Here is a 26,296-nt window from a genome sequence, read left to right as displayed (position 1 = left end):
TTTGACCCGCCTGGAATCCCCTCATGTCCGACCGCCTGACCCTGCTGCGTCCCGACGACTGGCACATTCATCTTCGCGATGGTGCCGTGTTGACCAATACCGTTGCCGATGTTGCGCGCACTTTTGGCCGCGCCATCATCATGCCCAACCTGGTACCGCCGGTGCGCAACGCCGCTGAAGCCGACGGCTATCGCCAGCGGATTCTCGCTGCCCGCCCGGCCGGCAGTCGCTTCGAGCCGCTGATGGTGCTGTACCTCACCGACCGCACCCAGCCCGAAGAAATTCGTGAAGCCAAGGCCAGCGGTTTCGTGCACGCCGCCAAGCTGTACCCGGCCGGCGCCACCACCAACTCCGATTCCGGCGTGACCAGCATCGACAAGATTCTGCCGGCAATCGAAGCCATGGCCGAAGTCGGCATGCCGCTGCTGATCCACGGTGAGGTCACCCGTGGCGACGTCGACGTGTTCGACCGCGAAAAGATTTTCATCGATGAGCACATGCGCCGTGTGGTCGAGCGCTTCCCGACGCTGAAAGTGGTGTTCGAACACATCACCACCGGCGACGCCGTGCAGTTCGTCAACGAGGCTTCGGCCAACGTTGGCGCGACCATCACCGCGCATCACCTACTCTACAACCGCAACCACATGCTGGTGGGCGGGATTCGGCCGCACTTCTATTGCCTGCCGATCCTCAAGCGCAATACCCATCAGGAAGCCCTGCTCGACGCCGCCACCAGCGGCAGCGCGAAGTTCTTCCTCGGCACCGACTCGGCGCCGCACGCCCAGCACGCCAAGGAAGCCGCCTGCGGTTGCGCCGGCTGCTACACCGCGTACGCCGCCATCGAGATGTACGCCGAAGCTTTCGAACAGCGTAACGCGCTGGACAAGCTCGAAGCCTTCGCCAGCCTTAACGGCCCGCGCTTCTACGGCCTGCCGGTGAACACCGATCGCATCACCCTGGTTCGTGAAGAATGGACCGCCCCGACCAGCCTGCCATTTGGCGAGCTGACCGTTATCCCGCTGCGCGCCGGTGAAAAACTGCGCTGGCGCCTGCTGGAGGAACACGCGTGAGTGAAGACCATTTCGACGACGAACTGGACGGTCAAAGTGGCGGTGGCGGTTCCCGTCACCCGATGGCAGCACGCTTTCGCGGCTACCTGCCGGTTGTCGTCGACGTAGAAACCGGTGGCTTCAACTCGGCCACCGATGCGTTGCTGGAGATTGCTGCGACCACCATCGCCATGGATGAAAAGGGGTTCGTTTACCCGGATCACACCTACTTCTTCCGCGTTGAGCCTTTCGAAGGCGCCAACATCGAAGCAGCGGCGCTGGAGTTCACCGGGATCAAGCTCGATCACCCACTGCGCATGGCGGTCAGCGAAGAAACCGCGCTGACCGACATCTTCCGTGGCATCCGCAAAGCACTGAAGGCCAACGGCTGCAAGCGCGCGATCCTGGTCGGCCACAACAGCAGCTTCGATCTTGGCTTCCTCAACGCGGCCGTTGCGCGTCTGGACATGAAGCGCAACCCGTTCCACCCGTTCTCCAGTTTCGACACCGCGACGCTAGCCGGTCTGGCGTACGGCCAAACTGTGCTGGCGAAAGCCTGCCAGGCCGCCGACATCGACTTCGACGGACGTGAGGCGCACTCGGCGCGTTACGACACCGAGAAAACCGCTGAGCTGTTCTGCGGCATCGTCAACCGCTGGAAGCAGATGGGCGGCTGGGAAGATTTCGACGACTGATTGATGGTCTTCGGGTAAATCCCGCGCATAAAAAAAACCGGCCACGTGGGCCGGTTTTTTGTTTAATGCTTATAGAGCTTAAATTCTCGATCAATCCACACGACGTAAAAAACCCGATGATTCTTGTAACCCACCATCGCTACACGTTCGAAAGCCCGAAACACCAACAATCTGACATCACCTGTTAAAAAATCGGGTATCCCCACTTTCAGGCTATTTCTTTCAATCGTTTCACAGCCATATCGATGCCTGTGCTCTCTGCGCAATTCTCTCCAAGGCATTTTTCCCAAAATTCTCAGACGCTCGAGCATCTTCGACCGTTCGACGGCCTCGCAATCTTGAATGCACCAGCCACTCTGCAAATATTCAAATGAGAAAACCGGAGGTCGCGCTTCCGATGAATCCATTTCGATAGTGGAAGTCCGCGCCGTTACTGTCACCGCCCCATCGCGTTCCCTGCGTTTGAACTTGGCCATTTTTCAGTTCACCAAATGCTCCCGGAAATACTCCTGCATCTCGCAGGCGGGAATTTCTCGGCTGAACTCACCTTCCTTGAAGTTTCTACGCCAAGGGGTCTCTTCATGCGTCAACTGGCGCAGTTTCCACGCCGAGAATTGGCCATAAACGTCGAACACTTCGTTGAGCAGACTTTGTTGCTTGGCACTGAAAACATCGGGGTTGAAATCACTTGGAGGAGGAATGGCACTCGATCCAAATTGGCTGAATCTTCGATACAGATCCGGAACCACTGGCCCGTGCATCCACGCTTCCAGCTTTTCAGGGAAGAGAGCTTCGCCATGGACAGCCAGACTGAACCCTTGAGCGTAATAAACCATTTTTTGAATTTTGAGATTGGAGATCTCACCTTCATGCCCTTCCAGGCTGAGGAAATAATCCGCAACGTCCAAGCTACTCGGCATTTGAATCCCCTTCTGCATCATGCAATCCATTGCACCGTTCTGACTGAAGTGAGGCGCGATTCTGGCCAAGGCCATCGCCCTCTTACCCCTTATCACTCAACAACAACCCTATCCAGCCACTGTTCAGTCATCCAGTATTTTTTACGCGCATTTGAAACAAATGATGCCGAGAGGCTGTTGCCAATAATCCCGCGCATAAAAAAAACCGGCCACGTGGGCCGGTTTTTTTGTACCTCGACGTTGCGCCTTACAGGGCTGCAGCGTTCTCGGTCAGGTAGGCAGCAACGCCTTCTGGCGAAGCGTTCATGCCTTTGTCGCCTTTTTTCCAGTTGGCAGGGCAGACTTCGCCGTGCTCTTCGTGGAATTGCAGAGCGTCGACCAGACGGATCAGCTCTTCCATGTTACGGCCCAGTGGCAGGTCGTTGATGATCTGCGAGCGGACAACGCCTTTGTCGTCGATCAGGAACGCGCCGCGGAACGCCACGCCGCCTTCGGATTCAACGTCGTAAGCCTTGGCGATGTCGTGCTTCATGTCGGCAGCCATGGTGTATTTCACCTGGCCGATGCCGCCATTGTTCACTGGGGTGTTGCGCCATGCGTTGTGAGTGAAGTGCGAGTCGATCGACACAGCGATCACTTCAACGTTGCGCGCCTTGAAGTCAGCCATGCGGTTGTCCAGAGCAATCAGCTCGGACGGGCAGACGAAGGTGAAGTCCAGTGGGTAGAAGAACACCAGGCCGTATTTGCCTTTGATGGCCGAGGACAGGGTGAAGCTGTCAACGATCTCGCCATTGCCGAGTACGGCCGGGACGGTGAAGTCAGGGGCTTGTTTGCCTACGAGTACGCTCATTGATATCTCCTGGTGTAGAAACTTGAAGTTCAGGGTCCGCGCCAGCCTGCCACCCTCAGGCGACAGCCCTGTGACACGAACCCCCTTCGCAAGGGCCGACCATCATACACTGCGTTTTTCGCCTGTCCTTAACGGTTTTTTAAACGAAGCGGATAACCGCGCTGCATTTACGGGGCCAGGCGATTGGCCAGTAATCACCGTTCGTCAGTCACCGCTATTAATCGGCAAAACCCTCCCGAAAGCACTTTGACAATCATTCTCGTTAACATTAAGATCCATCGCAATTGAGTCACAACCAGCGACGGTTCTCACTTATGTATGTTTGTCTCTGCACTGGCGTCACCGACGGACAGATCCGCGAAGCGATCTATGAAGGTTGCTGCAGCTATAAAGAAGTCCGCCAGGCCACCGGCGTCGCCAGCCAATGCGGCAAATGTGCGTGCCTTGCCAAGGAAGTCGTTCGCGAAACCCTGACCAAGCTGCAAACCGCTCAGGCCGCGATCCCCTATCCGGTAGAATTTACCGCTGCGTAATGCCCCCCATTTCAAAGAACCGGACTTATGTCCGGTTTTTTTATGCCTGTAAATCAACTGCTTAGCGCCCAGACGCGGAACACAAACATTCTTATTCCGATTAATTTTCATATATTATTCAATAACTTAGGTTTGACACTTATAAGTACGAAGCTCAAACTCTGCCGTATATACAGCTAATACAGGGCAGGACTCCGATCATGAAAGGCGACATTACAGTCATCCAGCATCTCAACAAGATCCTTGCCAATGAGCTGGTCGCGATCAATCAGTACTTCCTGCATGCGCGCATGTATGAAGATTGGGGTCTGAACAAGCTCGGCAAACACGAGTACAAAGAATCCATCGACGAGATGAAGCACGCGGACAAGCTGATCAAGCGCATCCTGTTCCTCGAAGGCCTGCCGAACGTGCAGGACCTCGGCAAGCTGCACATCGGCGAGCACACCCGGGAAATGCTCGAGTGTGACCTGCGTATCGAGAAGACCGGCCACGCTGACCTGAAAACCGCGATCGCGCATTGCGAAACCGTTGGCGACTTCGGCAGCCGTGAACTGCTGGAAGACATTCTCGAATCAGAAGAAGAACATATCGACTGGCTGGAAACCCAACTGGGCCTGATCGATAAAGTCGGTCTTGAGAACTATCTGCAATCGCAGATGGGCGAAGAGTAAGTTAGCGCCCGCTAAACTCGAGACACTAAAAAGCCCCGCCCTCTTTCGAGGCGCGGGGCTTTTTATTGCCCGGATTGCGGTCAATACCGTAATCCCTGTGAGAGCCAGCCTGCTGGCGATAGCGTCATCTCAGCCGACAACATCGCTACCGGCAGAAAGCAATCGCGAGCAGGCTCACTCCTACAAAAAGCCGATCAGGCTTCGGACTTGTTCGCAGCAGCCGCTTCAACAGCCGCCTTGATGGTGCTTTGCAGCGAACCGTCTGCAGACATCTCGGTCATGATATCGCTACCGCCGACCAGCTCACCGCCAACCCACAGTTGCGGGAAAGTCGGCCAGTTGGCGTACTTCGGCAGGTTGGCGCGGATTTCCGGGTTCTGCAGGATGTCCACGTACGCAAACTTTTCGCCACACGCCATTACAGCCTGCGCAGCTTTCGCGGAGAAGCCGCACTGCGGGGCATTCGGCGAGCCTTTCATGTAAAGCAGAATGGTGTTGTTGGCAATCTGCTCTTTAATCGTTTCGATGATATCCATGGAGCACCTCGGCTGAACTTTCCGACTCACGGGTCGGCACGGTGGCGCATTGTAACGGAATCCCGAGCGCCATGCTCGGTCTCCCCGACAGACTAGATCAAGCCGCCGCCACCGTCACCGGCACACCATTCAGCGCCGCGTTACCGGACAACTCGTCGAGCTGGCATTCATCGGTCAGGTCATTGGCACTCGACCCCGGCTGGCCGCTGGCAATCGCCATCTGCACGCCCGGACGCGCATGGCCCCAACCGTGCGGCAGGCTGACCACACCTTTCATCATGTCGAGACTGCCGATCACCTCCACTTCGATCTGCCCGACCCGCGAGCTGACGCGCACCAACTGACCATCGTTGAGCCCACGGCTGGCAAGGTCATCCGGGTGCATCAGCAACTGATGACGCGGCTTGCCCTTCACCAGTCGGTGATAATTGTGCATCCACGAATTGTTGCTGCGCACATGACGGCGGCCAATCATCAGCAGCTCATCGGCGGCCGGGGCCTGCAAAGCAGCAAAACGTGCGAGGTCAGCGAGGATCTCCGGCGGTGCGGCCTGCACACGCTGATTCGCTGTTTTCAGGCGCGACGCCAGATTCGCTTTCAACGCGCCGAGGTCGATCCCGTGAGGATGATCAAACAGCGTCGCCAACGAGAGTTTTTGCTCGCTGGCATCACCGTACATGCCCATGCGCAGGCCCATGTCGATCATCTTCGAAGGCGGCATCGTCGGTTTCAGTTCTTTGCCGGTTTTCTCGGCAAACGCCTTGGCCAAGCCCACAAAAATCTCCCAGTCATGCAGCGCGCCCTCGGGTTTGGCGAGGATCGCACGGTTGAAGCGGGTGACGTTGCGCACCGCGAACAGGTTGAACGTGGTGTCGTAGTGATCGTTCTCCAGCGCCGAGGTCGACGGCAGGATCAGGTCGGCGTAACGCGTGGTTTCGTTGATGTACAGGTCGATGCTGACCATGAACTCCAGACCGTCCAGCGCCTGCTCCAGTTGCCGCCCGTTCGGGGTCGACAACACCGGGTTGCCGGCCACGGTGATCAGCGCGCGAATCTGCCCTTCGCCTTCTGTCAGCATCTCTTCGGCCAGCGCCGACACTGGCAACTCACCGCCGTACTCGGGGCGCCCGGAAACCCGGCTTTGCCATTTGTTGAAATGCCCGCCCGAGGTCGATGCCACCAGATCCACCGCCGGCTCTGTGCACAACGCACCGCCAACACGATCGAGGTTGCCGGTGACCAGATTGATCAACTGCACCAGCCAATGACACAGCGTGCCGAAAGCCTGCGTCGAAACGCCCATACGGCCATAGCACACCGCGCTCGGCGCTGCGGCGAAGTCGCGGGCCAGTTGACGGATCTGTTCGGCAGGAACGGCGCACAGCGGACTCATGGCTTCAGCAGTGAAACCCGCGACGGCTGCGCGCACGTCATCCAGCCCGTCAACGGGCAAATGGCTTTCGCGGGTGAGGCCTTCGCTGAACAGCGTGTTGAGCACGCCAAACAACAAGGCCGCATCGCCACCGGGGCGCACGAACAAATGTTGATCGGCCATCGCCGCCGTCTCGCTGCGCCGTGGATCGACTACAACGACTTTACCGCCGCGCGCCTGGATGGCCTTTAAACGTTTCTCGACATCTGGCACGGTCATGATGCTGCCGTTGGAGGCCAGCGGATTACCGCCGAGGATCAACATGAAGTCCGTGTGATCAATGTCCGGAATCGGCAGCAGCAAGCCGTGGCCGTACATCAAATAACTGCTCAGGTGGTGCGGCAACTGATCGACCGAGGTCGCCGAAAAGCGATTGCGCGTCTTCAGCAAACCGAGGAAATAATTGCTGTGGGTCATCAGCCCGTAGTTATGCACGCTTGGGTTGCCTTGATAGACCGCGACCGCGTTCTGGCCGTGACGCTCCTGAATCGCCGCCAGCTTCTCGGCCACCAGCGCAAAAGCCTCGTCCCACTCGATCGGCAGCCACTCGCTGCCCACGCGACGCATCGGCTGGCGCAGGCGGTCGGGGTCGTTCTGGATGTCTTGCAGGGCCACAGCCTTGGGGCAGATGTGGCCACGGCTGAAGGTGTCGAGCGCATCACCCTTGATCGAGGTGATCGCGACATGGCCATCAGTTTCGGTAGTCTCGATGGTCAGCCCGCAAATGGCTTCACACAGGTGGCAGGCACGGTGATGGAGAGTCTTGGTCATGGCCAGTCTCTGTCTTGTTCTGGGCGGGCAATCACGCCCGCGGGAACAAAACTATGGCCCCGGGGCAGGTCCGGCGCCAGCGACGTTCGTCTTGTGAATCGGCGGTTATCAGGCGAGCCGATAGACCGCCGCGCTCAACTCGATGGAAGCTGCGGAGGTGCTGCCAGCTGGATTTCCTGGATGGTTTCGATCTGCTCGTGGGCGACGTGAACGCCGGTGAGTTCGCCGATCAATCGCCAGTGTTCGTCGAGCCCGGCGCTGATGGTTGCCATGCGATCGATCATGTGGCGGCCGGCGCTCTTGACGACTTCGTCTTCGCTGCGCAGCAGTTCGAACGACATTGAGGTGACCGACGCGGTGAGATGGGTCAGAGAGCGAGCCGTGTGGCCCAGCAATTCCATTAACAGTTTTTCTTTCGATTCCATGCGGAGGCTTCCTGCGTCGCTCGAAAGGTATTTATAACTCAGCACTTTGCTTTAGCAAATGTTTCAGACTGCGCATCCGACCAAATGGTGGCATGGCGCCACGGCGGTAAACCGACCCAAGTGACCCGATCCCCGCCACGCCGCATTGCCAAGCCCGGCGAGGCCAGTGTACAAAGGGGCTCGCGACGGCCGTGAACCCGGCTGCAAATGCGCGACGGCAACATCCTGTGCACCCTTCTATTCCCGCAAAAAACGTAGCTATTGGAAAAACGCGACATTTAGTGTCAATATCGCGCCTCCCCCTATTTCGTCGCCCCGTGCGGCTTACGCCGCAGGTCTCGCCCGTTGTTCCGTGAAACAAGGCTTTGAGCATCTGCGGTCTGTAGCAAAAGGTAGTCAATGATGAGCGCAAGGCACTTTCTCTCCCTGATGGATTGCACGCCCGAAGAGCTGGTCAGCGTGATCCGTCGAGGCGTTGAGCTCAAGGACCTGCGTAACCGCGGCGTACTGTTCGAGCCTCTGAAAAACCGCGTTCTGGGCATGATCTTCGAGAAATCCTCGACCCGTACGCGGATCTCCTTCGAGGCCGGCATGATCCAGCTCGGCGGCCAGGCGATCTTTCTGTCGCCACGTGACACCCAACTGGGCCGTGGCGAGCCGATCGGCGACTGCGCCATCGTCATGTCGAGCATGCTCGATGCGGTGATGATCCGTACCTTTGCCCACAGCACCCTGACCGAATTCGCCGCCAACTCGCGCGTGCCGGTGATCAACGGCCTGTCCGATGACCTGCACCCGTGCCAGTTGCTGGCCGACATGCAGACCTTCCTTGAACATCGCGGCTCGATCCAGGGCAAAACCGTGGCCTGGATCGGCGACGGCAACAACATGTGCAACAGCTATATAGAAGCGGCGATCCAGTTTGACTTCCAGTTGCGCGTCGCGTGCCCGGAAGGTTACGAGCCAAATCCCGAGTTCGTCGCCAGGGCCGGTGATCGCGTGACCATCGTCCGCGATCCGCAAGACGCCGTGCGCGGCGCGCATCTGGTGAGCACTGACGTCTGGACCTCGATGGGTCAAGAAGAGGAAACTGCCAAGCGCCTCAAGCTGTTCGCGCCGTTCCAGGTCAACCGTGCCCTGCTCGACCTCGCTGCCGAGGACGTGCTGTTCATGCACTGCCTGCCGGCGCACCGTGGCGAAGAAATCAGTCTCGACCTGCTTGATGACCCGCGCTCCGTCGCTTGGGATCAGGCAGAAAACCGTCTCCACGCACAGAAGGCCCTGCTCGAGTTCCTCGTCGAACCGGCATATCACCACGCATGAGCCATGAATTACTGCTGAACCTGCGCAACCTCGCTTGCGGTTATCAAGATCAACGTGTGGTGCAGAACCTCAATCTGCACCTCAACGCCGGTGACATCGGCTGCTTGCTCGGTTCGTCCGGCTGCGGCAAGACCACTACCCTGCGCGCCATCGCCGGTTTCGAACCGGTGCACGAGGGCGAAATCACCCTTGGCGGCGAGACTATTTCCAGCGCCGGCTTCACTCTGGCACCGGAGAAACGCCGGATCGGTATGGTGTTTCAGGACTACGCGCTGTTTCCGCACCTGAGTGTTGCGGACAACATTGCCTTCGGTATTCGCAAGCACCCGAACAAGGAGCGCGTCACCGAAGAGCTGCTCGAACTGGTCAATCTGAAGAACCTCGGCAAGCGCTTCCCGCATGAGTTGTCCGGCGGCCAGCAACAGCGCGTCGCCCTCGCCCGCGCCCTGGCGCCAGAGCCGCAACTGCTGCTGCTCGACGAGCCGTTCTCCAACCTCGATGGCGAACTGCGGCGCAAGCTCAGCCATGAAGTGCGCGACATTCTCAAGGCCCGTGGCACCAGCGCGATTCTGGTGACCCACGACCAGGAAGAAGCCTTCGCCGTCAGCGATCACGTTGGCGTGTTCAAGGAAGGTCGACTGGAGCAGTGGGACACGCCGTACAACCTTTACCACGAACCGGCGACGCCGTTTGTGGCCAGTTTCATCGGTCAGGGTTATTTCATTCGCGGCCAACTCGGCAGCCCGGAATCGGTGCAGACCGAACTGGGTGAACTGCGCGGCAATCGGGCTTATACCTGGCCGATTGGCGGCGCGGTGGATGTGTTGTTGCGTCCGGATGACATTGTTTATGCGCCGGACAGTGCGTTGAAAGCGCGGATCGTCGGCAAGACGTTCCTTGGCGCTTCGACGCTGTATCGCCTGCAACTGCCGACGGGTGCGCAGCTGGAATCGATTTTTCCGAGCCATGCTGATCATCAGGTCGGTGTAGAGGTGGGGATTCGTGTTGCCGCTGAACATCTGGTGTTGTTCCAGGCCTGCGGCAGCACCGCTGCGCAAATCCCGGCGGTGGAAAACGGCGTGCGCCGCTACAGCGCTGCCCTCTGATCCAACATGGATCAAAACTGTGGGAGCGAGCCTGCTCGCGAATGCAATGTATCAGTCACAGAAGATTTGACTGACCGACCGTATTCGCGAGCAGGCTCGCTCCCACAGGTGTTTTTGGGCTAGCCCAACAACAATGTACCGCTCGCAACCAACGTCGCATGCCCGCCAATCTTCACCCGCTCGCCTTCCAACCGGCAGAACAACTCCCCGCCCCGCGCCGAACGCTGACAGGCGGTCAGGCTCGACTTGCCCAGTCGTTTCGACCAATACGGAATCAGGCTGCAATGCGTCGAACCGGTCACCGGATCTTCATTGATGCCAATCGCCGGGGCGAAATAGCGCGAGACGAAATCGTGCTGATTGCCGCGCGCCGTAACGATCGCACCCAGCCACGGCAGCTTGGCCAGCGCAACCATGTCCGGTTTGCAATCAAGCACGGCCTGCTCCGACTCCAGCACCACGAACAGTTCGTTCGAGCCGAGCACATCCACCGCCTCAACACCCAGCGCCCGCTCGACGTCCAGCGTCACACCAATCTCTGACGGCACGATCGAGGGGAAATCCAGCCACAACCGATCACCCTCTCGAGTGACGCTCAGCGCGCCGGACTTACAAGTGAAGTCGATACGCTCGGCGCTTTCCTTGTAGATTTCGAACAGCACATAAGCACTGGCCAGCGTAGCGTGCCCGCACAACGGCACTTCGGTGGTCGGGGTGAACCAGCGAATATGCCAGGCCTGGCCTTCGCGCACCAGAAAGGCGGTTTCCGCCAGATTGTGCTCAGCGGCGATCTTCTGCATCAACTCGTCCGAGAGCCATGCATCCAGCCGGTAAACCATCGCCGGATTGCCACTGAACGGCCGATCACTGAATGCGTCGACCTGATGAAACTCAAGCTGCATAACTTTCTCCCTAAGTCAGTCGGCAGAGGATGCAGGCATGCTGCGATCAGCGCCAGTGACAGAACCGGCCAATTTTCTGCATACAGCAATAACGGCTATGGACGGCCGATGACGGCGAATTTCGCCTGGGTGTGTTCGGCAAGCACGGCGGGCGCCAATTCGACTTCCAGACCGCGCCGGCCAGCACTGACATAAATAGTCGCAAAACCCTGAGCCGAGTTATCGATGAAGGTGCGCAGGCGCTTCTTCTGCCCCAACGGGCTGATGCCGCCCAACAGATAACCGGTGGAACGCTGGGCCGCAGCCGGGTCAGCCATCTCGACTTTTTTCACGCCTGCCGCATGCGCCAAACCTTTGAGGTCGAGGCTTCCGACGACCGGCACCACGGCCACCAGCAACTCGCCCTTTTCGCTGGCCGCCAGCAGGGTCTTGAACACCTGCGCCGGTTCAAGCGCGAGTTTCTCTGCGGCCTCCAGCCCATAGGACGCGGCCTTTGGGTCATGTTCGTAACTGTGCACGCGATGTTCGGCACGAACTTTTTTCAACAAGTCCAACGCAGGGGTCATGGCAACTCCAGGCTCGGCAGTGACAGAAAAATACTGCGTCGGATTCTAGGTGATCAGCCACCAAAAGGCTCTATCCCAAGCCGCGATTCCCGTGGCTTGCAGACATTGCGCAGGCCCCCTTGCGCGTGGATGCCGCAGGATCATTCACACAGCGAATAGTTTTATTGTGACCGACGGTTCACTTTCGACCTTTGACAGGTTTGTTTCTTGTCTATATTTTTTCGAATCTGAATAATGTAAGAATTATCGTCACCGCAGCACCCAGCAGTAAACCGGGAAAGGAATGGGGATTCCTGACCGGGGAAAATCGCGCCTTGCCCTGTCGGCAAACGCGCCAGACAACAACAAAAACCGAGGTTTTCAATGACAACTGCTTTACAGCAACCATCACTATCGAGCCAATGCATGGCCGAATTTCTGGGTACTGCACTGCTGATCTTTTTCGGCACTGGTTGTGTCGCCGCGCTCAAAGTCGCGGGCGCCAGCTTCGGCCTGTGGGAAATCAGCATCATCTGGGGCGTCGGCGTGAGCATGGCAATCTACCTCACTGCAGGCGTTTCCGGCGCGCACCTGAACCCGGCCGTGAGCATCGCCCTGGCGATCTTCGCCGACTTCGAAAAGCGCAAACTGCCGTTTTATATCCTTGCCCAGATCGCCGGCGCGTTCTGCGGCGCGCTGTTGGTTTACACGCTGTACAGCAATCTATTCTTCGATTACGAACAAACTCACCAAATGGTTCGCGGCTCGACCGCCAGCCTCGAGCTGGCCTCGGTGTTCTCGACCTTCCCGAACCCGGTGCTGTCGACCGCTCAGGCTTTCCTGGTCGAGATGATCATCACCGCGATCCTGATGGGCGTGATCATGTCGTTGACCGACGACAACAACGGCTTGCCGAAAGGCCCGCTGGCACCGCTGCTGATCGGCTTGCTGATCGCGGTGATCGGCAGCTCGATGGGCCCGCTGACCGGTTTTGCGATGAACCCGGCGCGTGACTTCGGTCCGAAACTGATGACTTTCTTCGCCGGCTGGGGTGAAATTTCCTTCACGGGTGGCCGCGATATTCCGTACTTCCTGATTCCGATTTTTGCACCGATTGTCGGTGCCTGCCTCGGCGCTGCCGGGTACCGCGGGCTGATCGCCCGTCACCTGACCGGCGCCACACCTGCTACAAAGGATGCAGAACCGGCCATTGACGGCAAACCAAGAACTTCTTGAAACAGTCGGCGCCGGCTCCTGCCCGATAGAGCCTGCGCCACGGCCCACTCTCCCTTATTTCGTCCAAGGCAATCGACATGACCGACATTCAGAATAAGAACTACATCATTGCCCTCGATCAGGGTACGACCAGCTCCCGCGCGATCATTTTCGACCGCGACGCGAACGTGGTCTGCACCGCGCAGCGCGAGTTCGCCCAGCATTACCCACAGGCCGGTTGGGTCGAACACGACCCGATGGAAATTTTCGCCACCCAGAGCGCAGTGATGGTTGAGGCGCTCGCGCAGGCCGGCCTGCACCACGACCAGGTCGCGGCCATCGGCATCACCAACCAACGCGAAACCACCGTGGTCTGGGACAAGACCACCGGCCGCCCCGTCTACAACGCCATCGTCTGGCAGTGCCGCCGCAGCACTGAGATCTGCCAGCAGCTCAAGCGTGACGGCCACGAAGAGTACATCCGCGACAACACCGGTCTGGTCACCGACCCGTACTTCTCCGGGACCAAACTGAAGTGGATCCTCGACAACGTCGAAGGCAGCCGCGAACGAGCGCGCAACGGCGAACTGCTGTTCGGCACCGTCGATAGCTGGCTGATCTGGAAATTCACCGGCGGCAAGGTGCACGTCACCGACTACACCAACGCCTCGCGCACCATGCTCTTCAACATCCATTCGCTGGAATGGGATTCGAAGATGCTGGAAATCCTCGACATTCCGCGTGAAATGCTCCCGGAAGTGAAGGCTTCTTCGTTAATCTACGGTCGCACCAAGAGCGGCATCGCCATCGGTGGTATCGCCGGCGACCAGCAAGCGGCACTGTTCGGTCAGATGTGCGTTGAGCCAGGCCAGGCGAAAAACACCTACGGCACTGGCTGCTTCCTGCTGATGAACACCGGCGACAAAGCGGTGAAATCCCAGCACGGCATGCTCACCACCATCGCTTGCGGTCCGCGTGGCGAAGTCGCTTACGCACTGGAAGGCGCGGTGTTCAACGGCGGTTCGACCGTACAGTGGCTGCGCGATGAACTGAAGATCATCAACGACGCTCACGACACTGAATACTTCGCCAATAAAGTGAAGGACAGCAACGGCGTATACCTCGTACCAGCCTTCACCGGTCTCGGTGCTCCGTACTGGGACCCGTATGCCCGTGGCGCACTGTTCGGGCTGACGCGCGGTGTGCGCGTCGATCACATCATCCGCGCGGCGCTGGAATCGATCGCCTACCAGACCCGCGACGTGCTCGACGCCATGCAACAGGACTCCGGCGAACGCCTCAAGGCTCTGCGCGTTGACGGCGGTGCGGTCGCTAACAACTTCCTCATGCAGTTCCAGGCCGACATCCTCGGCACTCAGGTCGAGCGCCCGCAAATGCGCGAAACCACGGCACTCGGCGCGGCGTACCTGGCCGGTCTGGCGTGCGGTTTCTGGGGCAGCCTGGACGAACTGCGCGGTAAAGCGGTGATCGAGCGTGAGTTCGAGCCAAGCCTGGACGAAGTGGAGAAAGAGAAGCTGTACAAAGGCTGGAAGAAAGCCGTCAGCCGCACCCGTGACTGGGCGCGTGAGGACGCGGAATAAGCCAACCTGAGTACTCGTATCGGTATGTAACTGGTAGGGAGCGGATTCCTGCGGCATCATGGGCAAATTTTGCACGGCAGCCCAAAGGAAGCCCCATGAATCTGCCTCCCCGTCAGCAGCAAATCCTCGAGCTGGTCCGCGAACGCGGCTATGTGAGCATCGAGGAAATGGCCACGCTGTTCGTTGTTACCCCGCAAACCATCCGCCGTGACATCAATCAGCTCGCGGAAGCCAATTTGCTGCGCCGTTACCATGGCGGCGCCGCTTACGATTCCAGCGTTGAAAACACCGCCTATGCGATGCGCGCCGATCAGATGCGCGATGAAAAACAACGCATCGGTGAAGCCATCGCCGCCCAGATTCCCGATCACGCCTCGCTGTTCATCAACATCGGCACGACCACCGAATCGATTGCCCGCGCCCTGCTCAATCACAATCACCTGAAGATCATCACCAACAACCTGCACGTGGCGTCGATGCTCAGTGCCAAGGATGATTTCGATGTGCTGCTGACGGGTGGCAATGTGCGCCGTGACGGCGGTGTTGTCGGTCAGGCGAGCGTGGATTTCATCAATCAGTTCAAGGTTGATTTCGCGCTGGTCGGGATCAGCGGGATCGATGAAGACGGTAGCTTGCTGGATTTTGATTATCAGGAAGTTCGGGTTTCGCAGGCGATCATCGCCAATGCGCGGCAAGTGATTCTGGCGGCGGACTCGAGCAAGTTCGGACGCAATGCGATGATCCGGTTGGGGCCGATCAGTCTGATCGATTGTCTGGTGACCGATCAGCAACCGGTGCCGGCGCTGGCGCAGTTGTTGAGTCAGCACAAGATTCGCCTGGAAGTCGTCTAGTTACTCGTTCCCACGCTCCGCGTGGGAATGCAGCCCGGGACGCTCTGCGTCCCAACTCAAAAGCCGACGCAGAGCGTCGATGGATGCATTCCTTTGCTGTGCATGGGAACGATCTGCCTCTAAATGTTCGAATATTTTCCTTTATCGCTCCTTCGATGAGTTTTTTCAATCGAACGTGACTGGCTGCGCGCGTGTTTATGGGCTACCATTTTCGCAAATGAACATTAATGTTCGATTTCCAAGACAGAAAATCAAAAGAACCCGAGGCCAGCCGATGTCCACCTCTACCTTGCGTACGCCCCCAATCTCCGAGATCTACGACATTGCCGTGATCGGTGGCGGGATCAATGGTGTCGGGATCGCAGCGGATGCCGCCGGTCGCGGTCTTTCGGTGTTCCTTTGCGAAAAGGACGATCTGGCCAGCCACACCTCGTCGGCCAGCAGCAAGCTGATCCACGGTGGCCTGCGCTACCTCGAACATTACGAGTTCCGTCTGGTGCGTGAAGCGTTGGCCGAGCGCGAAGTGCTGCTGGCCAAGGCGCCACACATCGTCAAACCAATGCGTTTCGTGCTGCCGCACCGTCCGCACCTGCGCCCGGCGTGGATGATCCGTGCCGGCCTGTTCCTGTATGACAACCTCGGCAAGCGCGAAAAACTGCCAGGTTCGAAAAGCCTGAAGTTCGGCGCCGACAGCGCGCTGAAAAGTGAAATCAAGAAAGGCTTCGAATACTCCGACTGCTGGGTCGACGACGCGCGCCTCGTGGTGCTCAACGCCATGGCCGCCCGCGAAAAAGGCGCCCATGTGCACACCCAGACCCGTTGCGTCAGCGCCCGTCGCGCCAAAGGCCTGTGGCACCTGAACCTGGAACGCGCCGACGGCAGCCTGTTTTCGATCACCGCCAAAGCGCTGGTGAATGCGGCTGGCCCGTGGGTTGCCAAGTTCATCCGTGATGACCTGAAGATGGAATCGCCGTACGGCATTCGTCTGATCCAGGGCAGCCACATCATCGTGCCGAAACTGTACGAAGGTGAACACGCGCACATTCTGCAAAACGAAGATCAGCGCATCGTGTTCACCATTCCGTACCTGAACCACTTCACCCTGATCGGCACCACCGACCGTGAATACACCGGTGATCCGGCGAAAGTGGCGATTACTGAAGGTGAAACCGATTACCTGCTGAAAGTGGTCAATGCGCACTTCAAGAAGCAGGTCAGCCGCGACGACATCCAGCACAGCTATTCCGGTGTGCGTCCGCTGTGCAACGACGAATCCGACAACCCGTCGGCGGTGACCCGCGACTACACCCTGGCGTTGTCGGCCAGCGGCGAAGAAGCGCCACTGCTGTCGGTGTTCGGCGGCAAACTGACCACCTACCGCAAACTCGCCGAGTCGGCGATGGCGCAGTTGATGCCGTTCTTCACCCAAATGCGCCCGAGCTGGACCGCCACGGCAACCCTGCCCGGCGGCGAAGACATGACCACGCCACAAGCCCTGTGCGCGCAGATTCGCGACAAGTTCGACTTCGTCCCGACCGAGATCGCCCGTCGCTGGTCCACCACCTACGGCAGCCGCACCTGGCGCATGCTCGAAGGCGTGGAAACCCTGGCCGACATGGGCGAACACCTCGGCGGCGGGCTCTACACCCGCGAAGTCGATTACCTGTGCAGCGAAGAGTGGGCGACCACGGCGCACGACATCCTATGGCGCCGCAGCAAACTGGGCTTGTTCACCACCCCGGCGGAGCAGGAAAAACTGGCGGCTTATCTGGGCAAGGTTGAACAGAACCGCAAGACCGAAGCGGCCTGATTGTCGGATCGTCGTTTGGATGAAAGCCCCTGAGTTGTGAGATTCAGGGGCTTTTTGTTGTGCCAATGAAATCCAGCCCCCCTCACCCCAGCCCTCTCCCCCCAAGGGGGGCGAGGGGGAAAGGGAGCAGATCGGGGGTAGTTCAGATACTGCGCAGGGAAAGGGTGCCGATCGGGGGGCGTTCAAATACCGCGCAGGGAAAGGGAGCCGATCGGGGGATTTTCCAATCATGAGTTCGGCTTGATATTTCAGGTCGGCGTAACTCGCAAGGACGACTCGGTCAGTCCCCTCTCCCTACGGGCGGTCCGACGTTTCGGGAGGGCTAGGGTGAGGGGCTTTTGGGCCGGCATCACTGCGCCAGATGCAACAACAGAAAATCAATGAACGCCCGCGACTTGTGCGGCAGGTGCGGGGTGTTGGGAAAAACGACATTGATCGACTGCGAAGGCAGCGAATACTCGGGCAGCAAGCGCACCAGACGCCCGGCGGCAATGTCTTCTGCGACCACCCACGCCGGCAGGACCGACACCCCCAACGACGACAACGTCATCGAGCGAATGGCTGTCGACGAGTTCGATTCGAAGTGGCTGGTGCCGCCGACCTCAACGCCCTGCCCTGCCCCATGGCGCAATGTCCACTGGGTCGGCGCCTGTAAATTGCTGTTGGCAATCCACGGCACACTGTTCAGATCCTGCGGTTCGCGCACGGGATGTCGCGCGAGGAATTGCTCGGTCGCCACCAGCACGATTTCATAATCGGCCAACTTGCGACTCTTGAATGCCGAATCCGCCAAGTTACCCAGACGAATCACCAGATCGAGCTTTTCCGCGACCAGATCGTTCAAAGACGAATTGAAGTTGTAGCACAAACGGATTTCCGGATAGCGCTCGGAGAATAATGGAATCAACGGCAGAATATACTTTTCGCCGTACTCGATGGTTGAACTAATCCGTAACTTCCCGGACACCCGATTATTACCTTTGAGGACATTATCAAAGGCATTGTCGATGTCCGCGACAATGCCCTTGAACTCCTCATAAAACTCCTGACCTATTTCGGTCAGCGATATATTGCGGGTATTGCGGATCAACAAGGTTGCCGACAAAACTTCTTCCAGCGCCTTGACATGCAGGCTGGCCATGGCTTTGCTGATACTCAGATAATTCGCGGCCTTGGTGTAAGAACCAAAATCCACCACCGCAAGGAACGTCTGAACCCGATTAAGATGAGAGTGCATGGCGCTATGGCTCACTGTTAAATCCTGTCAAACATTGTTTTAAGCATAGTCGTATCGACACTTCAAGTCCATCGCCCCTATGCTGCGCGGCAAAGGGGATACAACATGAACTATCGCTATAAGATCGCGCTGATCTTTCTGATCGGCTTCTTTATTGACTGTATAAACATATTTATGTCGGCGGTGGCATTGCCGAGTATATCGGCAACTTTGCAAGTCAGTACTTCATCGGTGGCGTGGGTCGCCAACGCTTATATTCTTGGCCTGACCCTGATTATTCCGGTGAGTACCTGGCTGGCCGGACGCTTCGGCAGCCGCGAGATTCTCACCGCTTCAATGTTGGTCTTCAGCGGATCGGTGTGGATGTGCGGCATGGCCGACAGTTTCCATGAACTGGTGATCTGGCGTTTCGTTCAGGGCGTCGGTGGCGGGCTGCTGATTCCGGTCGGTCAGGCGCTGACCTTCAACCTGTTTCAGGGCGAGCAGCGGGCCAGGATCTCCACACTGGTGATGGCCGTCGCGCTGATAGCCCCGGCCATTTCGCCGACGGTCGGCGGCATCATCGTCGACAGCAGTTCCTGGCGCTGGGTGTTCTACAGCAACATTCCGTTCTCGCTGATCGCCGCCGGGCTCTCGTGGTTGTGGATCAAGGAAAGCAAACCCGCAGACCTGCCGCGCCCGGACATCAAAGGCTTGTTGCTGGTCAGCGCCGCACTCGCCAGCCTGCTGATGGGCATGTCGCTGTACGGCGGCGACTACCCGGCGCTGGCCGCGTTGAGCTGTGTCGCGGCGGGCCTGCTGTTCATCGCGCTGTATCTGCGGCACTACCGCCGCTGCAGCAACGCGATCATCGAATTGAGCCTGCTCAAAAGCAAAAAGCTCAGCACCTCGATCTTCATCTATTACGCGATTCCCGGCGTGTTCACCGGGGTCAACCTGATGAGCATCTTCTTCCTGCAGAACACCTTGCACTTCAGCGCCCGGCTGACCGGGATGTTCATGATCCTCTATGCCATCGGCGCGTTCGTTGCGATGACGATTTGCGGCCGGGTCTATAACCGCGTCGGCGCGAAACGCCTGTTCACCCTTGGCATGCTCCTGCACAGCGCCGGCATCGCCACGCTGATGCTGGTCAACGCGCCAACCGACCTGTGGGTGATCGTCATCGCCTACAGCCTGATGGGCATTGGTGGCGGCATCGGCGCCAACACCGCGCAAACCACCTCGTTGATGGACTTTGCCGGCGGCGATACGCACAAGGCCAGCGTGATCTGGAACATCAATCGGCAGATGTCGTTCAGCCTCGGTGCCGCGCTGTTTCTGATGATCTTCAATGTGTTGCTCAAGCAGTTCGACACCACACAGGCCTACCACGCGACCTTCGCGATTGCGGCACTGGTCGGGCTGTTTCCGCTGTTTCAGATGAGTCAATTGAACCCTCCAAAGGAATGCCATGAACAACAACCTGGTTGAACGAGCGCAACACAGTATTCATCACGTGCACGAACTGATTCACCGCGTCTTCACCGATGCCGACGGTGCCGGCGCAGACGCCATCGCCCCGCTGATGGCGGTGTTCGCCGAGCACTTCAGCATGGTCACCACGTCGGCCGCCGTGGTCGGTCGGGCGCAAGTCGAGCAACTGTTCAACGGCGCCGTCGGTGCCCGCAAAGGACTGGAGATCCTGATCAGCGACCTGCACACGGTCTGGCACGAAGGCTCGACCGTGGCCCTGCGCTACAAGGAAACCCATCGCCTGAATCAGAGCGAAACCTCGCGCCTGTCAGTAGCGATCCTTCGCGTCCAGCACCACGACGTCCAGTGGTTTTACCTGCACGAAACACCGTTGAGCCAGGAAAAACCTGCATGAAATTCACCGTCACCCACTGCCGGATGCTCTCGGCATCGATCAAGGAAGTCACCGTCAGCGGTCCGGCCTCCCTGGCGGACATGACCCATGCCGGTGCGCACTTCAAATGGCTGATCCCGGGGCTGGACGACTGTCGGCATTACTCGACGGTGCACGTGGACGAGGTTGCGGATGATGGCCGGTTCACCTTCGCCATCCGCCTGTCGCCAGACTCCGCCAGCAGCCAGTACATCCAAGCGTTGGCTGTAGACGACAGCGTGGAACTGGAAGGTCCGCTGAACACCTTCAACTACCCGCTCGACGCTGACAGCGGGCGTGACATCGCGATTGCCGGCGGCATCGGCATCACGCCGCTGACCGGCATCCTGCGCCACCTCAGCGCGTTGAACCGTGCGGCGCAGCTGCATTATTTCGCCAAGAGCGCCGACGACGCGGTCTATGCCCGGCACCTGCAAGAACAGCTGCAAGAACGCCTGCAACTGCACCTCTCCGGCAGTCGCCCGGCGATCAGCGCAGTGCTCGCCGATCTGCGCGCCGATGACCGTCTGTATGTCTGCGGCCCGGCAGCAATGCTCGGTGAAGTACTCAGCCACGCCGAACGCGTTGGCCTGGCCCGTGAGCAGATCCATCTGGAAGTGTTCAACGTTGCCCGCGATGACGCCGCGCAAGGCTTTGTCGTCGAGGCGGCCGACTCCGGCGTCAGCGTCAATGTCGGCCCGCAACAGTCGTTGCTCGAAGCCCTCGAAGCGGCCGGACTCGATCCGTTGTCCGACTGCCGTCGTGGTGAATGCGGCGTCTGTGCGCTGGATGTACTGGAAGGCGATGTCGATCACCGCGACTTCATCATGAGCGAACAGGAAGCGGCCTGCAGTGCGCGAATCTACCCCTGCGTTTCCCGTGCGAAAAGCCCGCGCCTGAAACTGGCGATCTGAGAGAGGACACCCCGTTGGACAACTATTTCAATGGCAGAGAAGTGCATAAATCTCTGTTCCTTGATCAGGCGCTTTTCGAACAGGAACAGCAACGCGTGTTCGCCGCGAGCTGGTGTTACCTGGGTCACGACAGCCTGATCCCCGAGACCGGTGACTACTTCACCACCACCCTCGCGCAACAGCCACTGGCGATGGTTCGGCAGAAGAGCGGCGCCATCGTCGTGCTGCACAACCGCTGCCCGCACAAAGGCGTGAAAGTCCTCGCCGAAGCGCGCGGCAATGTCGGCCGCTTCATGCGTTGCCCGTACCACGCCTGGACGTTCAAGACTGACGGCGAGCTGCTGAGCATTCCGGTGAAAAAGGAATACGACGACTGCGACCTCAGCAGTTGTTCTGCGCACAAAGGCATGCGCCCGGTGAACGCGGTGCACAACTATCGCGGCTTCGTGTTTGTCCGTTTGACGGAAGAAGGCATCGGCTTCGAGGAGTTTTTCGGTGAGTCGCTGTCGACCCTGGACAACATGGTCATGCGCTCGCCGCTGGGTCAGTTGAAAGTGATCGGCCAGCCACTGCTGCACCGCCATCGCTGCAACTGGAAAATGGTCGTCGACAACCAGACCGACACCTGCCACCCGATGATCGCCCACGAATCTTCGGCCGGCGAAGCCATCCGCCTGTGGCAGGAAACCGGTGATCAGGGCAAGCCACCGATGGCGGTCGAACTGTTCTCGCCGTTCATGGCCTCCTACGAGTTTTTCGCCGGCATGGGCATTCGGGTCTGGCCCAATGGCCACGGGCACACCGGGGTCAGTAATTCGATTCACAAGGCCTACACCGACATCCCCGGTTATTGGGACTTGATGGTGCAAAGCTACGGTGAAGAGCAGGCCCGGGCGATCCTCGACGACACCCGCCACAACACCGTGTATTTCCCCAACCTGATGGTCAAGGGACCGATCCAGACCTTGCGTGTGATCAAACCGGTCAGTGCCCGCGAAACCATCGTCGAGTCGTGGATCTTCGAACTGCAAGGTGCGCCCGTGCAGTTGCTGGAAAGAACCGTGCAGTACAACAACCTGATCAACTCACCGTGCTCGATGGTCGCCCACGACGACGTGGAAATGTACGAACGGGCCATGGAAGGCCTGGGCAGCGACGCCAACGAATGGGTCAACGTCGCCCGCTTGTTCAGCCCGAACGAATCTTATGCGCAGAGCCAAGTGGTGTCCGGCACCAGCGAAATGGCCATGCGTAATTTCTATAACAGTTGGCAGCACTTGATGCGGGACGACCATGCAACACGATCAATCTAATCACCACGCCATCGAGCAACTGATCGAGACCGAACTGCACTTGCTCGACCAGCAGGATTTCGACGCCTGGCAACAACTGCTCAGTGATGACTACCACTACTGGATCCCGATGACCCGCGAGCAGGTCAGCCCGTTGCACGAATCATCGCTGGTGTACGAAGACCGCTTTCTGACCACGCTGCGGATCAACCGGCTGGCCAACGCGCGCAACTTTTCCCAGCAACCCAAGAGCCGCAGCCTGCACATCGCCCAGCGCCCGCGCATCACCCTCAACGCAGCCTCGTTCAGCGCTTTCGCCAGCTCCAACATGCTTTATTGCGAAGCGCGCGGCGACAGCGAATGGCACTACCCGGTGACCGTCGAACATCAACTGATCAACATCGATGGCACGTGGAAGATTCACGGCAAGAAGATCCTGTTGCTCAACCCCGCACGCGCCCTTGAAAGCCTGCAGTTAATTATCTGATCGATCGAGAAGTCCTCCCTGTGAAGCCTATTTCCCATGATGTCAGTCAGGCGTCCGCGTGCCTGTCTTTTCCCTACGTCGATCTGCTGTATGACTATGGCCAGTTCCTGCGCAGTGCCGATGAAGCCATCGGCCACCTGCCGGTGGAAAGCGCCGAGAAACACATCGGCATCGTTGGCGCCGGCCTCAGCGGCCTGGTCGCCGCCTACGAATTGCTGCGTGCCGGGGCGCGTCGCGTCACCCTGTTTGAAGCCGAACCTGAGCATGTCGGCGGGCGTCTGCTGACCCAATGTTTTGACGAAGAGCAGCCGCAATTCATTGCCGAAATGGGCGCCATGCGCTTTCCGCCGAGTGAGGTCGGACTGTTTCACTACCTCAATCGTTTCGGCATCCAGACCACCGAAGCGTTTCCCGACCCGGGCGTCGTCGACACCGAAATCCACTACCGTGGCGAGGCCCATCACTGGGCGGCGATGCAACCGCCGCCGGCGCTGTTCAGCACCGTGCACCAGGGCTGGGTCGCGTTTCTCAGCGAAGGTGTCACCCTCGATGACGGCACGTGCCTGGCACCGCCGCTGCTGATCACCGAATTGCTCAAGCAGCACAATTACTGCGAAGTGCAGCCCGAGTGGCAACGCTATCTGGACTGCTTCGGTGACAGCTCGTTTTACTCGGCGATGGTGCGCATCTTCACCGGCAAAAAACCGCCGGGCGGCAAGCCGTGGCGCAAGCCCGAAGACTTCCATCTGTTCGGTTCGCTGGGCATTGGCTCGGGCGGTTTCCAGTCGGTGTACCGTGCCTCGTTCACCGAAATCCTGCGCCTGGTGGTGAATGCGCTGGAGGTCAATCAGCGTCTGGTGCCCAACGGTATTTCCTCGCTGGCCGAGCGGATTGCCGACACCGAGTTCAACGGTATTCAGGTGCGCGACATGATTTGCCGCACGCGCATCGAATCGATCAACAAGGGTGCGCACGGCGAAATTCTGCTGGCCGGCAACAATGGCGAAACCTACGCCTGCGACCGCGTCATCACCACGACCACGACCCGCGCCCTGCAAGTGAACCTCAAGCTCACGCAGAACCAGGCGTTCGTTAATCGCGACGTCGCGCGGGCGATCAATGAAACGCACATGGTCGGCTCATCCAAGCTGTTCATCCTGACCAAGGACAAGTTCTGGCTCAAACATGGCCTGGCGCACAACATCCAGACCGACACCCTGGTCAAGGGCGTGTATTGCCTCGACTACGCACCGCACGATCCGGACTCCTGGGGCGTGGTGCTGATCAGTTACACCTGGGAAGACGACTCGCACAAGATGGTTTCGATGACCGACAAGGTGCAACGCTGCCTGCGGCTGGTCGATGAACTGGCGATGAGCGCGCCGGAGTTTGCCAGCCATCTGCTCCCGCTCGACGGCGACTACCAGCGCTACGTTCTGGAATACGACTGGCTGACCGACAAGCACGCACTCGGCGCTTTCAAGCTGAACTTCCCCGGCGACGACATTTACTCCGAGCGCCTGTTCTACCAGTTCCGTACCGCTCTCGATCCGAAACAGGACACCGGTTTGTACCTCGCCGGTTGCGGCGCCTCGTTCACCGGCGGCTGGGCCGAAGGCGCGATTCAAACCGCGCTGAATGGTGCGTGCGCAGTGATCAGCAGCCTGGGCGGCGATTTGATTGCCGGTAACCCGCTCGACGACCTGTACTCGCAGTACCGCTACTGCTGACCCAGTCCCTTTCCACGCCGAGAATCATCCATGTACAGCCAGCTTTCCATTGAACAGCTCGTCAACGGATTTCGCAGTGGTCAACACTGCCCCGACACCTGGCAGCACGCCCTGCGCGAGCGCCATGTGCAACTGCAACACCTGAACAGTTTCATCACCTTCGACCCGTCAGCGTTCAACGCAAATGCCGCCGAACGCGACAGCGCGCTGTATGGCCTGCCGGTGTCGTTCAAGGACAACATCAACGTCAGCGGCATGCCGACCACCGCCGGCACTCCCGGGCTGGCCGACTATGTGCCAGCGGCCGATGCCGGCATCGTTCAGCGTTTCCGCCAATTGGGCGCGCAGATCGTCGGCAAGAACAACATGCATGAACTGTCGTTCGGCGTGACCTCGGCCAACCATACTCATGGCGCCGTGCTCAACCCCGTCAACGAGCGCCACAGTGCCGGCGGCAGCAGCGGCGGTTGCGCGGCGGCAGTCGCTGCCGGGCTGGTGGCGTGCGCGGTCGGCACCGACACCGGCGGTTCAGTACGGATACCGGCGGCGTTCTGCGGCACCGTCGGGTTTCGCCCGACTACCGGCGTCTATCCGGTGGACGGCATCGTCCCGGTGTCACAAACCAAAGACACCCCGGGCCTGTTGACCCGTACCGTGGAAGATTGCCAGTTCGTTCACGCGCAACTGACCGGCAGCCTGCATCAGGCCGAAACCCGGGCGCTGCGCATCGGCATTCCCGAACGCTTTCTCTGGGCCGAGCTCGCCGACAATGTGCAACGTGATTGCCGCGCGGCCATCGATACCCTGGCTGATCGTGGCGTGATCTTCGTGCCGGTCGACGACGCCATGATTGGCGAGATCAACGAGCGCATCCAGTTTCCGCTGCCGATCTACGAGTTCTTCATCGACTTTCCACGGTTCCTGATGAAAGCCGGACGTGGCGAGCAGTTCCTCGACATCCTCGCGCAGATCGGCGATCCGGCGATCAAGAAAATCCTCACCGCCCAACTGGAAAGTCCGGCGATTTCCTACACCGACTATGTGCAGGCGCTGATGAGCAAACTGCGCCTGGAGCAGGAATACCGCGCCCTGTTCAGCCGCCATCAACTGGATCTGCTGGCGTACCCGACCGTCACGTGCAGCGCACCGTTGCTCAGCGCTTGTGCGGATGAGAGCAACTTTGAAACCTTCGTGCGCAATACCGACCCGGCGAGCAATCTGGCGGCGCCGAGTATCAGCGTTCCGGTAGCGGCGGCGGGTGAATTGCCGGTGGGCCTGTCGTTCGATGCGTTGCCGGGGCAGGACGGCTTTCTATTGGCCAATGTGCGGCGTCTGCTGGCTATCCGCTGACTCGCCATCCTGTACAAAACCCTGTGGGAGCGGGCTTGCCCGCGAAGAGGCCATCAGCATCAACATCACTGTTGACTGAACGACCGCATTCGCGGGCAAGCCCGCTCCCACAGGGACCGTGTCAACCACTGCCATATAACAATTCAAATTGCGGGCCTTG

General features: G+C 59.1%; 26 protein-coding genes. 17 read left to right on the top strand and 9 right to left on the bottom strand.

All coding sequences use genetic code 11. From position 1 onward, the window contains the following. The first annotated feature begins 23 nt into the window (after positions 1-23). Positions 24-1,070 carry a dihydroorotase gene (gene pyrC, locus WA225_RS09820; RefSeq protein WP_422607786.1) on the top strand — a complete coding sequence of 349 codons (1,047 nt, stop codon included), beginning with the start codon at positions 24-26 and terminating at the stop codon, positions 1,068-1,070. After that, positions 1,067-1,744 carry a ribonuclease T gene (gene rnt, locus WA225_RS09815; protein ID WP_007916667.1) on the top strand — a complete coding sequence of 226 codons (678 nt, stop codon included), beginning with the start codon at positions 1,067-1,069 and terminating at the stop codon, positions 1,742-1,744. The genes pyrC and rnt overlap by 4 nt, the downstream gene beginning before the upstream one ends. Before the next feature lie 62 nt (positions 1,745-1,806). Here the strand turns inward: rnt and WA225_RS09810 are convergent, their stop codons facing one another. The 3 genes from WA225_RS09810 to WA225_RS09800 form a co-directional block, all read right to left on the bottom strand. After that, positions 1,807-2,220, bottom strand: a complete 414-nt coding sequence (locus WA225_RS09810; RefSeq protein ID WP_422607785.1) for a hypothetical protein — start codon at positions 2,218-2,220, stop codon at positions 1,807-1,809. A gap of 3 nt (positions 2,221-2,223) precedes the next feature. Continuing rightward, positions 2,224-2,739 (bottom strand): Panacea domain-containing protein, encoded by a 516-nt coding sequence (locus tag WA225_RS09805; RefSeq protein ID WP_422607784.1) that lies wholly within the window; start codon positions 2,737-2,739, stop codon positions 2,224-2,226. Between the two features lie 172 nt (positions 2,740-2,911). Beyond that, on the bottom strand, positions 2,912-3,514 hold the full coding sequence (locus WA225_RS09800) for a peroxiredoxin (RefSeq protein ID WP_003227723.1): 603 nt from the start codon (positions 3,512-3,514) through the stop codon (positions 2,912-2,914). A gap of 314 nt (positions 3,515-3,828) precedes the next feature. Here WA225_RS09800 and WA225_RS09795 point away from each other — a divergent pair, with 314 nt between their 5' ends. After that, entirely contained in the window at positions 3,829-4,047 is a 219-nt protein-coding gene (locus tag WA225_RS09795; RefSeq protein ID WP_003227725.1) for a bacterioferritin-associated ferredoxin, read from the top strand. Between the two features lie 200 nt (positions 4,048-4,247). Then, a complete protein-coding gene (gene bfr, locus WA225_RS09790; RefSeq protein ID WP_277759098.1) occupies positions 4,248-4,721 on the top strand; it encodes a bacterioferritin in 474 nt (157 codons plus the stop codon). Between the two features lie 194 nt (positions 4,722-4,915). Here the strand turns inward: bfr and grxD are convergent, their stop codons facing one another. The 3 genes from grxD to WA225_RS09775 all read right to left on the bottom strand — a co-directional run bounded on the left by grxD (position 4,916) and on the right by WA225_RS09775 (position 7,885). Next, positions 4,916-5,257, bottom strand: a complete 342-nt coding sequence (gene grxD / locus WA225_RS09785; RefSeq protein WP_042560740.1) for a Grx4 family monothiol glutaredoxin — start codon at positions 5,255-5,257, stop codon at positions 4,916-4,918. A 97-nt stretch (positions 5,258-5,354) separates the two neighbouring features. Then, positions 5,355-7,460 (bottom strand): molybdopterin oxidoreductase family protein, encoded by a 2,106-nt coding sequence (locus tag WA225_RS09780; protein ID WP_422607783.1) that lies wholly within the window; start codon positions 7,458-7,460, stop codon positions 5,355-5,357. A gap of 134 nt (positions 7,461-7,594) precedes the next feature. Continuing rightward, positions 7,595-7,885 (bottom strand): hypothetical protein, encoded by a 291-nt coding sequence (locus WA225_RS09775; RefSeq protein WP_007916677.1) that lies wholly within the window; start codon positions 7,883-7,885, stop codon positions 7,595-7,597. 402 nt (positions 7,886-8,287) lie between these two features. On the opposite strand from WA225_RS09775, the gene argF reads away from it, so the two are divergent. Further along, a complete protein-coding gene (gene argF, locus WA225_RS09770; RefSeq protein ID WP_093430582.1) occupies positions 8,288-9,208 on the top strand; it encodes an ornithine carbamoyltransferase in 921 nt (306 codons plus the stop codon). Beyond that, positions 9,205-10,314, top strand: coding sequence for an ABC transporter ATP-binding protein (locus tag WA225_RS09765; protein WP_422607782.1), 1,110 nt, complete (start codon positions 9,205-9,207; stop codon positions 10,312-10,314). The genes argF and WA225_RS09765 overlap by 4 nt, the downstream gene beginning before the upstream one ends. Positions 10,315-10,433: 119 nt before the next feature. Here WA225_RS09765 and WA225_RS09760 read toward each other — a convergent pair whose 3' ends face one another. Then, the gene (locus WA225_RS09760; RefSeq protein WP_422607781.1) at positions 10,434-11,216 is read right to left on the bottom strand and encodes a PhzF family phenazine biosynthesis protein; all 783 of its coding nucleotides are present in this window, start codon (positions 11,214-11,216) and stop codon (positions 10,434-10,436) included. A gap of 95 nt (positions 11,217-11,311) precedes the next feature. Beyond that, entirely contained in the window at positions 11,312-11,782 is a 471-nt protein-coding gene (gene ybaK / locus WA225_RS09755; RefSeq protein ID WP_422607780.1) for a Cys-tRNA(Pro) deacylase, read from the bottom strand. A gap of 363 nt (positions 11,783-12,145) precedes the next feature. On the opposite strand from ybaK, the gene WA225_RS09750 reads away from it, so the two are divergent. The 4 genes from WA225_RS09750 (at position 12,146) to glpD (ending at position 17,238) form a co-directional block, all read left to right on the top strand. Next, the gene (locus WA225_RS09750; protein ID WP_064118990.1) at positions 12,146-12,997 is read left to right on the top strand and encodes an MIP/aquaporin family protein; all 852 of its coding nucleotides are present in this window, start codon (positions 12,146-12,148) and stop codon (positions 12,995-12,997) included. Between the two features lie 77 nt (positions 12,998-13,074). Beyond that, positions 13,075-14,577, top strand: a complete 1,503-nt coding sequence (gene glpK, locus WA225_RS09745; protein WP_422607779.1) for a glycerol kinase GlpK — start codon at positions 13,075-13,077, stop codon at positions 14,575-14,577. 95 nt (positions 14,578-14,672) lie between these two features. Next, entirely contained in the window at positions 14,673-15,428 is a 756-nt protein-coding gene (locus WA225_RS09740) for a DeoR/GlpR family transcriptional regulator (protein ID WP_007916700.1), read from the top strand. A gap of 274 nt (positions 15,429-15,702) precedes the next feature. Continuing rightward, positions 15,703-17,238: a glycerol-3-phosphate dehydrogenase gene (glpD, locus tag WA225_RS09735; protein ID WP_422607778.1), complete on the top strand. Its 1,536-nt coding sequence runs from the start codon at positions 15,703-15,705 to the stop codon at positions 17,236-17,238. A 349-nt stretch (positions 17,239-17,587) separates the two neighbouring features. Here glpD and WA225_RS09730 read toward each other — a convergent pair whose 3' ends face one another. Next, the gene (locus tag WA225_RS09730; protein WP_422607777.1) at positions 17,588-18,475 is read right to left on the bottom strand and encodes a LysR family transcriptional regulator; all 888 of its coding nucleotides are present in this window, start codon (positions 18,473-18,475) and stop codon (positions 17,588-17,590) included. A 105-nt stretch (positions 18,476-18,580) separates the two neighbouring features. Between WA225_RS09730 and WA225_RS09725 the strand changes: the two genes are divergently transcribed. The 7 genes from WA225_RS09725 to WA225_RS09695 are packed head-to-tail and all read left to right on the top strand — an operon-like array spanning position 18,581 to position 26,136. Further along, positions 18,581-19,948 carry an MFS transporter gene (locus WA225_RS09725; RefSeq protein ID WP_422607776.1) on the top strand — a complete coding sequence of 456 codons (1,368 nt, stop codon included), beginning with the start codon at positions 18,581-18,583 and terminating at the stop codon, positions 19,946-19,948. Further along, a complete protein-coding gene (locus WA225_RS09720; protein ID WP_422607775.1) occupies positions 19,929-20,345 on the top strand; it encodes a DUF4440 domain-containing protein in 417 nt (138 codons plus the stop codon). Before WA225_RS09725 ends, WA225_RS09720 begins: the two co-directional genes overlap by 20 nt. After that, positions 20,342-21,277: a flavin reductase family protein gene (locus tag WA225_RS09715; protein WP_422607774.1), complete on the top strand. Its 936-nt coding sequence runs from the start codon at positions 20,342-20,344 to the stop codon at positions 21,275-21,277. Before WA225_RS09720 ends, WA225_RS09715 begins: the two co-directional genes overlap by 4 nt. 14 nt (positions 21,278-21,291) lie before the next feature. Further along, the gene (locus WA225_RS09710) at positions 21,292-22,590 is read left to right on the top strand and encodes a Rieske 2Fe-2S domain-containing protein (RefSeq protein ID WP_422607773.1); all 1,299 of its coding nucleotides are present in this window, start codon (positions 21,292-21,294) and stop codon (positions 22,588-22,590) included. Then, entirely contained in the window at positions 22,571-23,056 is a 486-nt protein-coding gene (locus tag WA225_RS09705) for an aromatic-ring-hydroxylating dioxygenase subunit beta (RefSeq protein ID WP_422607772.1), read from the top strand. The genes WA225_RS09710 and WA225_RS09705 overlap by 20 nt, the downstream gene beginning before the upstream one ends. Positions 23,057-23,076: 20 nt before the next feature. Next, entirely contained in the window at positions 23,077-24,786 is a 1,710-nt protein-coding gene (locus WA225_RS09700; protein WP_422607771.1) for an FAD-dependent oxidoreductase, read from the top strand. Between the two features lie 30 nt (positions 24,787-24,816). Next, entirely contained in the window at positions 24,817-26,136 is a 1,320-nt protein-coding gene (locus WA225_RS09695; protein ID WP_422607770.1) for an amidase family protein, read from the top strand. Positions 26,137-26,296: the final 160 nt, after the last annotated feature.

This window comes from Pseudomonas sp., assembly GCF_049300855.1.
Lineage (GTDB): Bacteria > Pseudomonadota > Gammaproteobacteria > Pseudomonadales > Pseudomonadaceae > Aquipseudomonas.
The sequence above is the reverse complement of the archived record's forward strand: the minus strand, read 5'-3'. Positions and strand labels throughout refer to the sequence as shown.

Excerpts from the sequence above, each read along its gene's own strand:
- WA225_RS09725 (WP_422607776.1), top strand. The coding sequence starts at position 18,581 with ATGAACTATCGCTATAAGATCGCGCTGATCTTTCTGATCGGCTTCTTT.
- WA225_RS09795 (WP_003227725.1), top strand. The coding sequence starts at position 3,829 with ATGTATGTTTGTCTCTGCACTGGCGTCACCGACGGACAGATCCGCGAA.
- WA225_RS09730 (WP_422607777.1), bottom strand. The coding sequence starts at position 18,475 with ATGCACTCTCATCTTAATCGGGTTCAGACGTTCCTTGCGGTGGTGGAT.
- glpK (WP_422607779.1), top strand. The coding sequence starts at position 13,075 with ATGACCGACATTCAGAATAAGAACTACATCATTGCCCTCGATCAGGGT.
- WA225_RS09720 (WP_422607775.1), top strand. The coding sequence starts at position 19,929 with ATGAACAACAACCTGGTTGAACGAGCGCAACACAGTATTCATCACGTG.
- ybaK (WP_422607780.1), bottom strand. The coding sequence starts at position 11,782 with ATGACCCCTGCGTTGGACTTGTTGAAAAAAGTTCGTGCCGAACATCGC.
- WA225_RS09765 (WP_422607782.1), top strand. The coding sequence starts at position 9,205 with ATGAGCCATGAATTACTGCTGAACCTGCGCAACCTCGCTTGCGGTTAT.
- WA225_RS09810 (WP_422607785.1), bottom strand. The coding sequence starts at position 2,220 with ATGGCCAAGTTCAAACGCAGGGAACGCGATGGGGCGGTGACAGTAACG.
- WA225_RS09775 (WP_007916677.1), bottom strand. The coding sequence starts at position 7,885 with ATGGAATCGAAAGAAAAACTGTTAATGGAATTGCTGGGCCACACGGCT.
- WA225_RS09800 (WP_003227723.1), bottom strand. The coding sequence starts at position 3,514 with ATGAGCGTACTCGTAGGCAAACAAGCCCCTGACTTCACCGTCCCGGCC.
- WA225_RS09740 (WP_007916700.1), top strand. The coding sequence starts at position 14,673 with ATGAATCTGCCTCCCCGTCAGCAGCAAATCCTCGAGCTGGTCCGCGAA.
- WA225_RS09805 (WP_422607784.1), bottom strand. The coding sequence starts at position 2,739 with ATGGCCTTGGCCAGAATCGCGCCTCACTTCAGTCAGAACGGTGCAATG.
- WA225_RS09695 (WP_422607770.1), top strand. The coding sequence starts at position 24,817 with ATGTACAGCCAGCTTTCCATTGAACAGCTCGTCAACGGATTTCGCAGT.
- WA225_RS09760 (WP_422607781.1), bottom strand. The coding sequence starts at position 11,216 with ATGCAGCTTGAGTTTCATCAGGTCGACGCATTCAGTGATCGGCCGTTC.
- WA225_RS09750 (WP_064118990.1), top strand. The coding sequence starts at position 12,146 with ATGACAACTGCTTTACAGCAACCATCACTATCGAGCCAATGCATGGCC.
- glpD (WP_422607778.1), top strand. The coding sequence starts at position 15,703 with ATGTCCACCTCTACCTTGCGTACGCCCCCAATCTCCGAGATCTACGAC.
- WA225_RS09705 (WP_422607772.1), top strand. The coding sequence starts at position 22,571 with ATGCAACACGATCAATCTAATCACCACGCCATCGAGCAACTGATCGAG.
- grxD (WP_042560740.1), bottom strand. The coding sequence starts at position 5,257 with ATGGATATCATCGAAACGATTAAAGAGCAGATTGCCAACAACACCATT.
- bfr (WP_277759098.1), top strand. The coding sequence starts at position 4,248 with ATGAAAGGCGACATTACAGTCATCCAGCATCTCAACAAGATCCTTGCC.
- WA225_RS09715 (WP_422607774.1), top strand. The coding sequence starts at position 20,342 with ATGAAATTCACCGTCACCCACTGCCGGATGCTCTCGGCATCGATCAAG.
- argF (WP_093430582.1), top strand. The coding sequence starts at position 8,288 with ATGAGCGCAAGGCACTTTCTCTCCCTGATGGATTGCACGCCCGAAGAG.
- pyrC (WP_422607786.1), top strand. The coding sequence starts at position 24 with ATGTCCGACCGCCTGACCCTGCTGCGTCCCGACGACTGGCACATTCAT.
- WA225_RS09780 (WP_422607783.1), bottom strand. The coding sequence starts at position 7,460 with ATGACCAAGACTCTCCATCACCGTGCCTGCCACCTGTGTGAAGCCATT.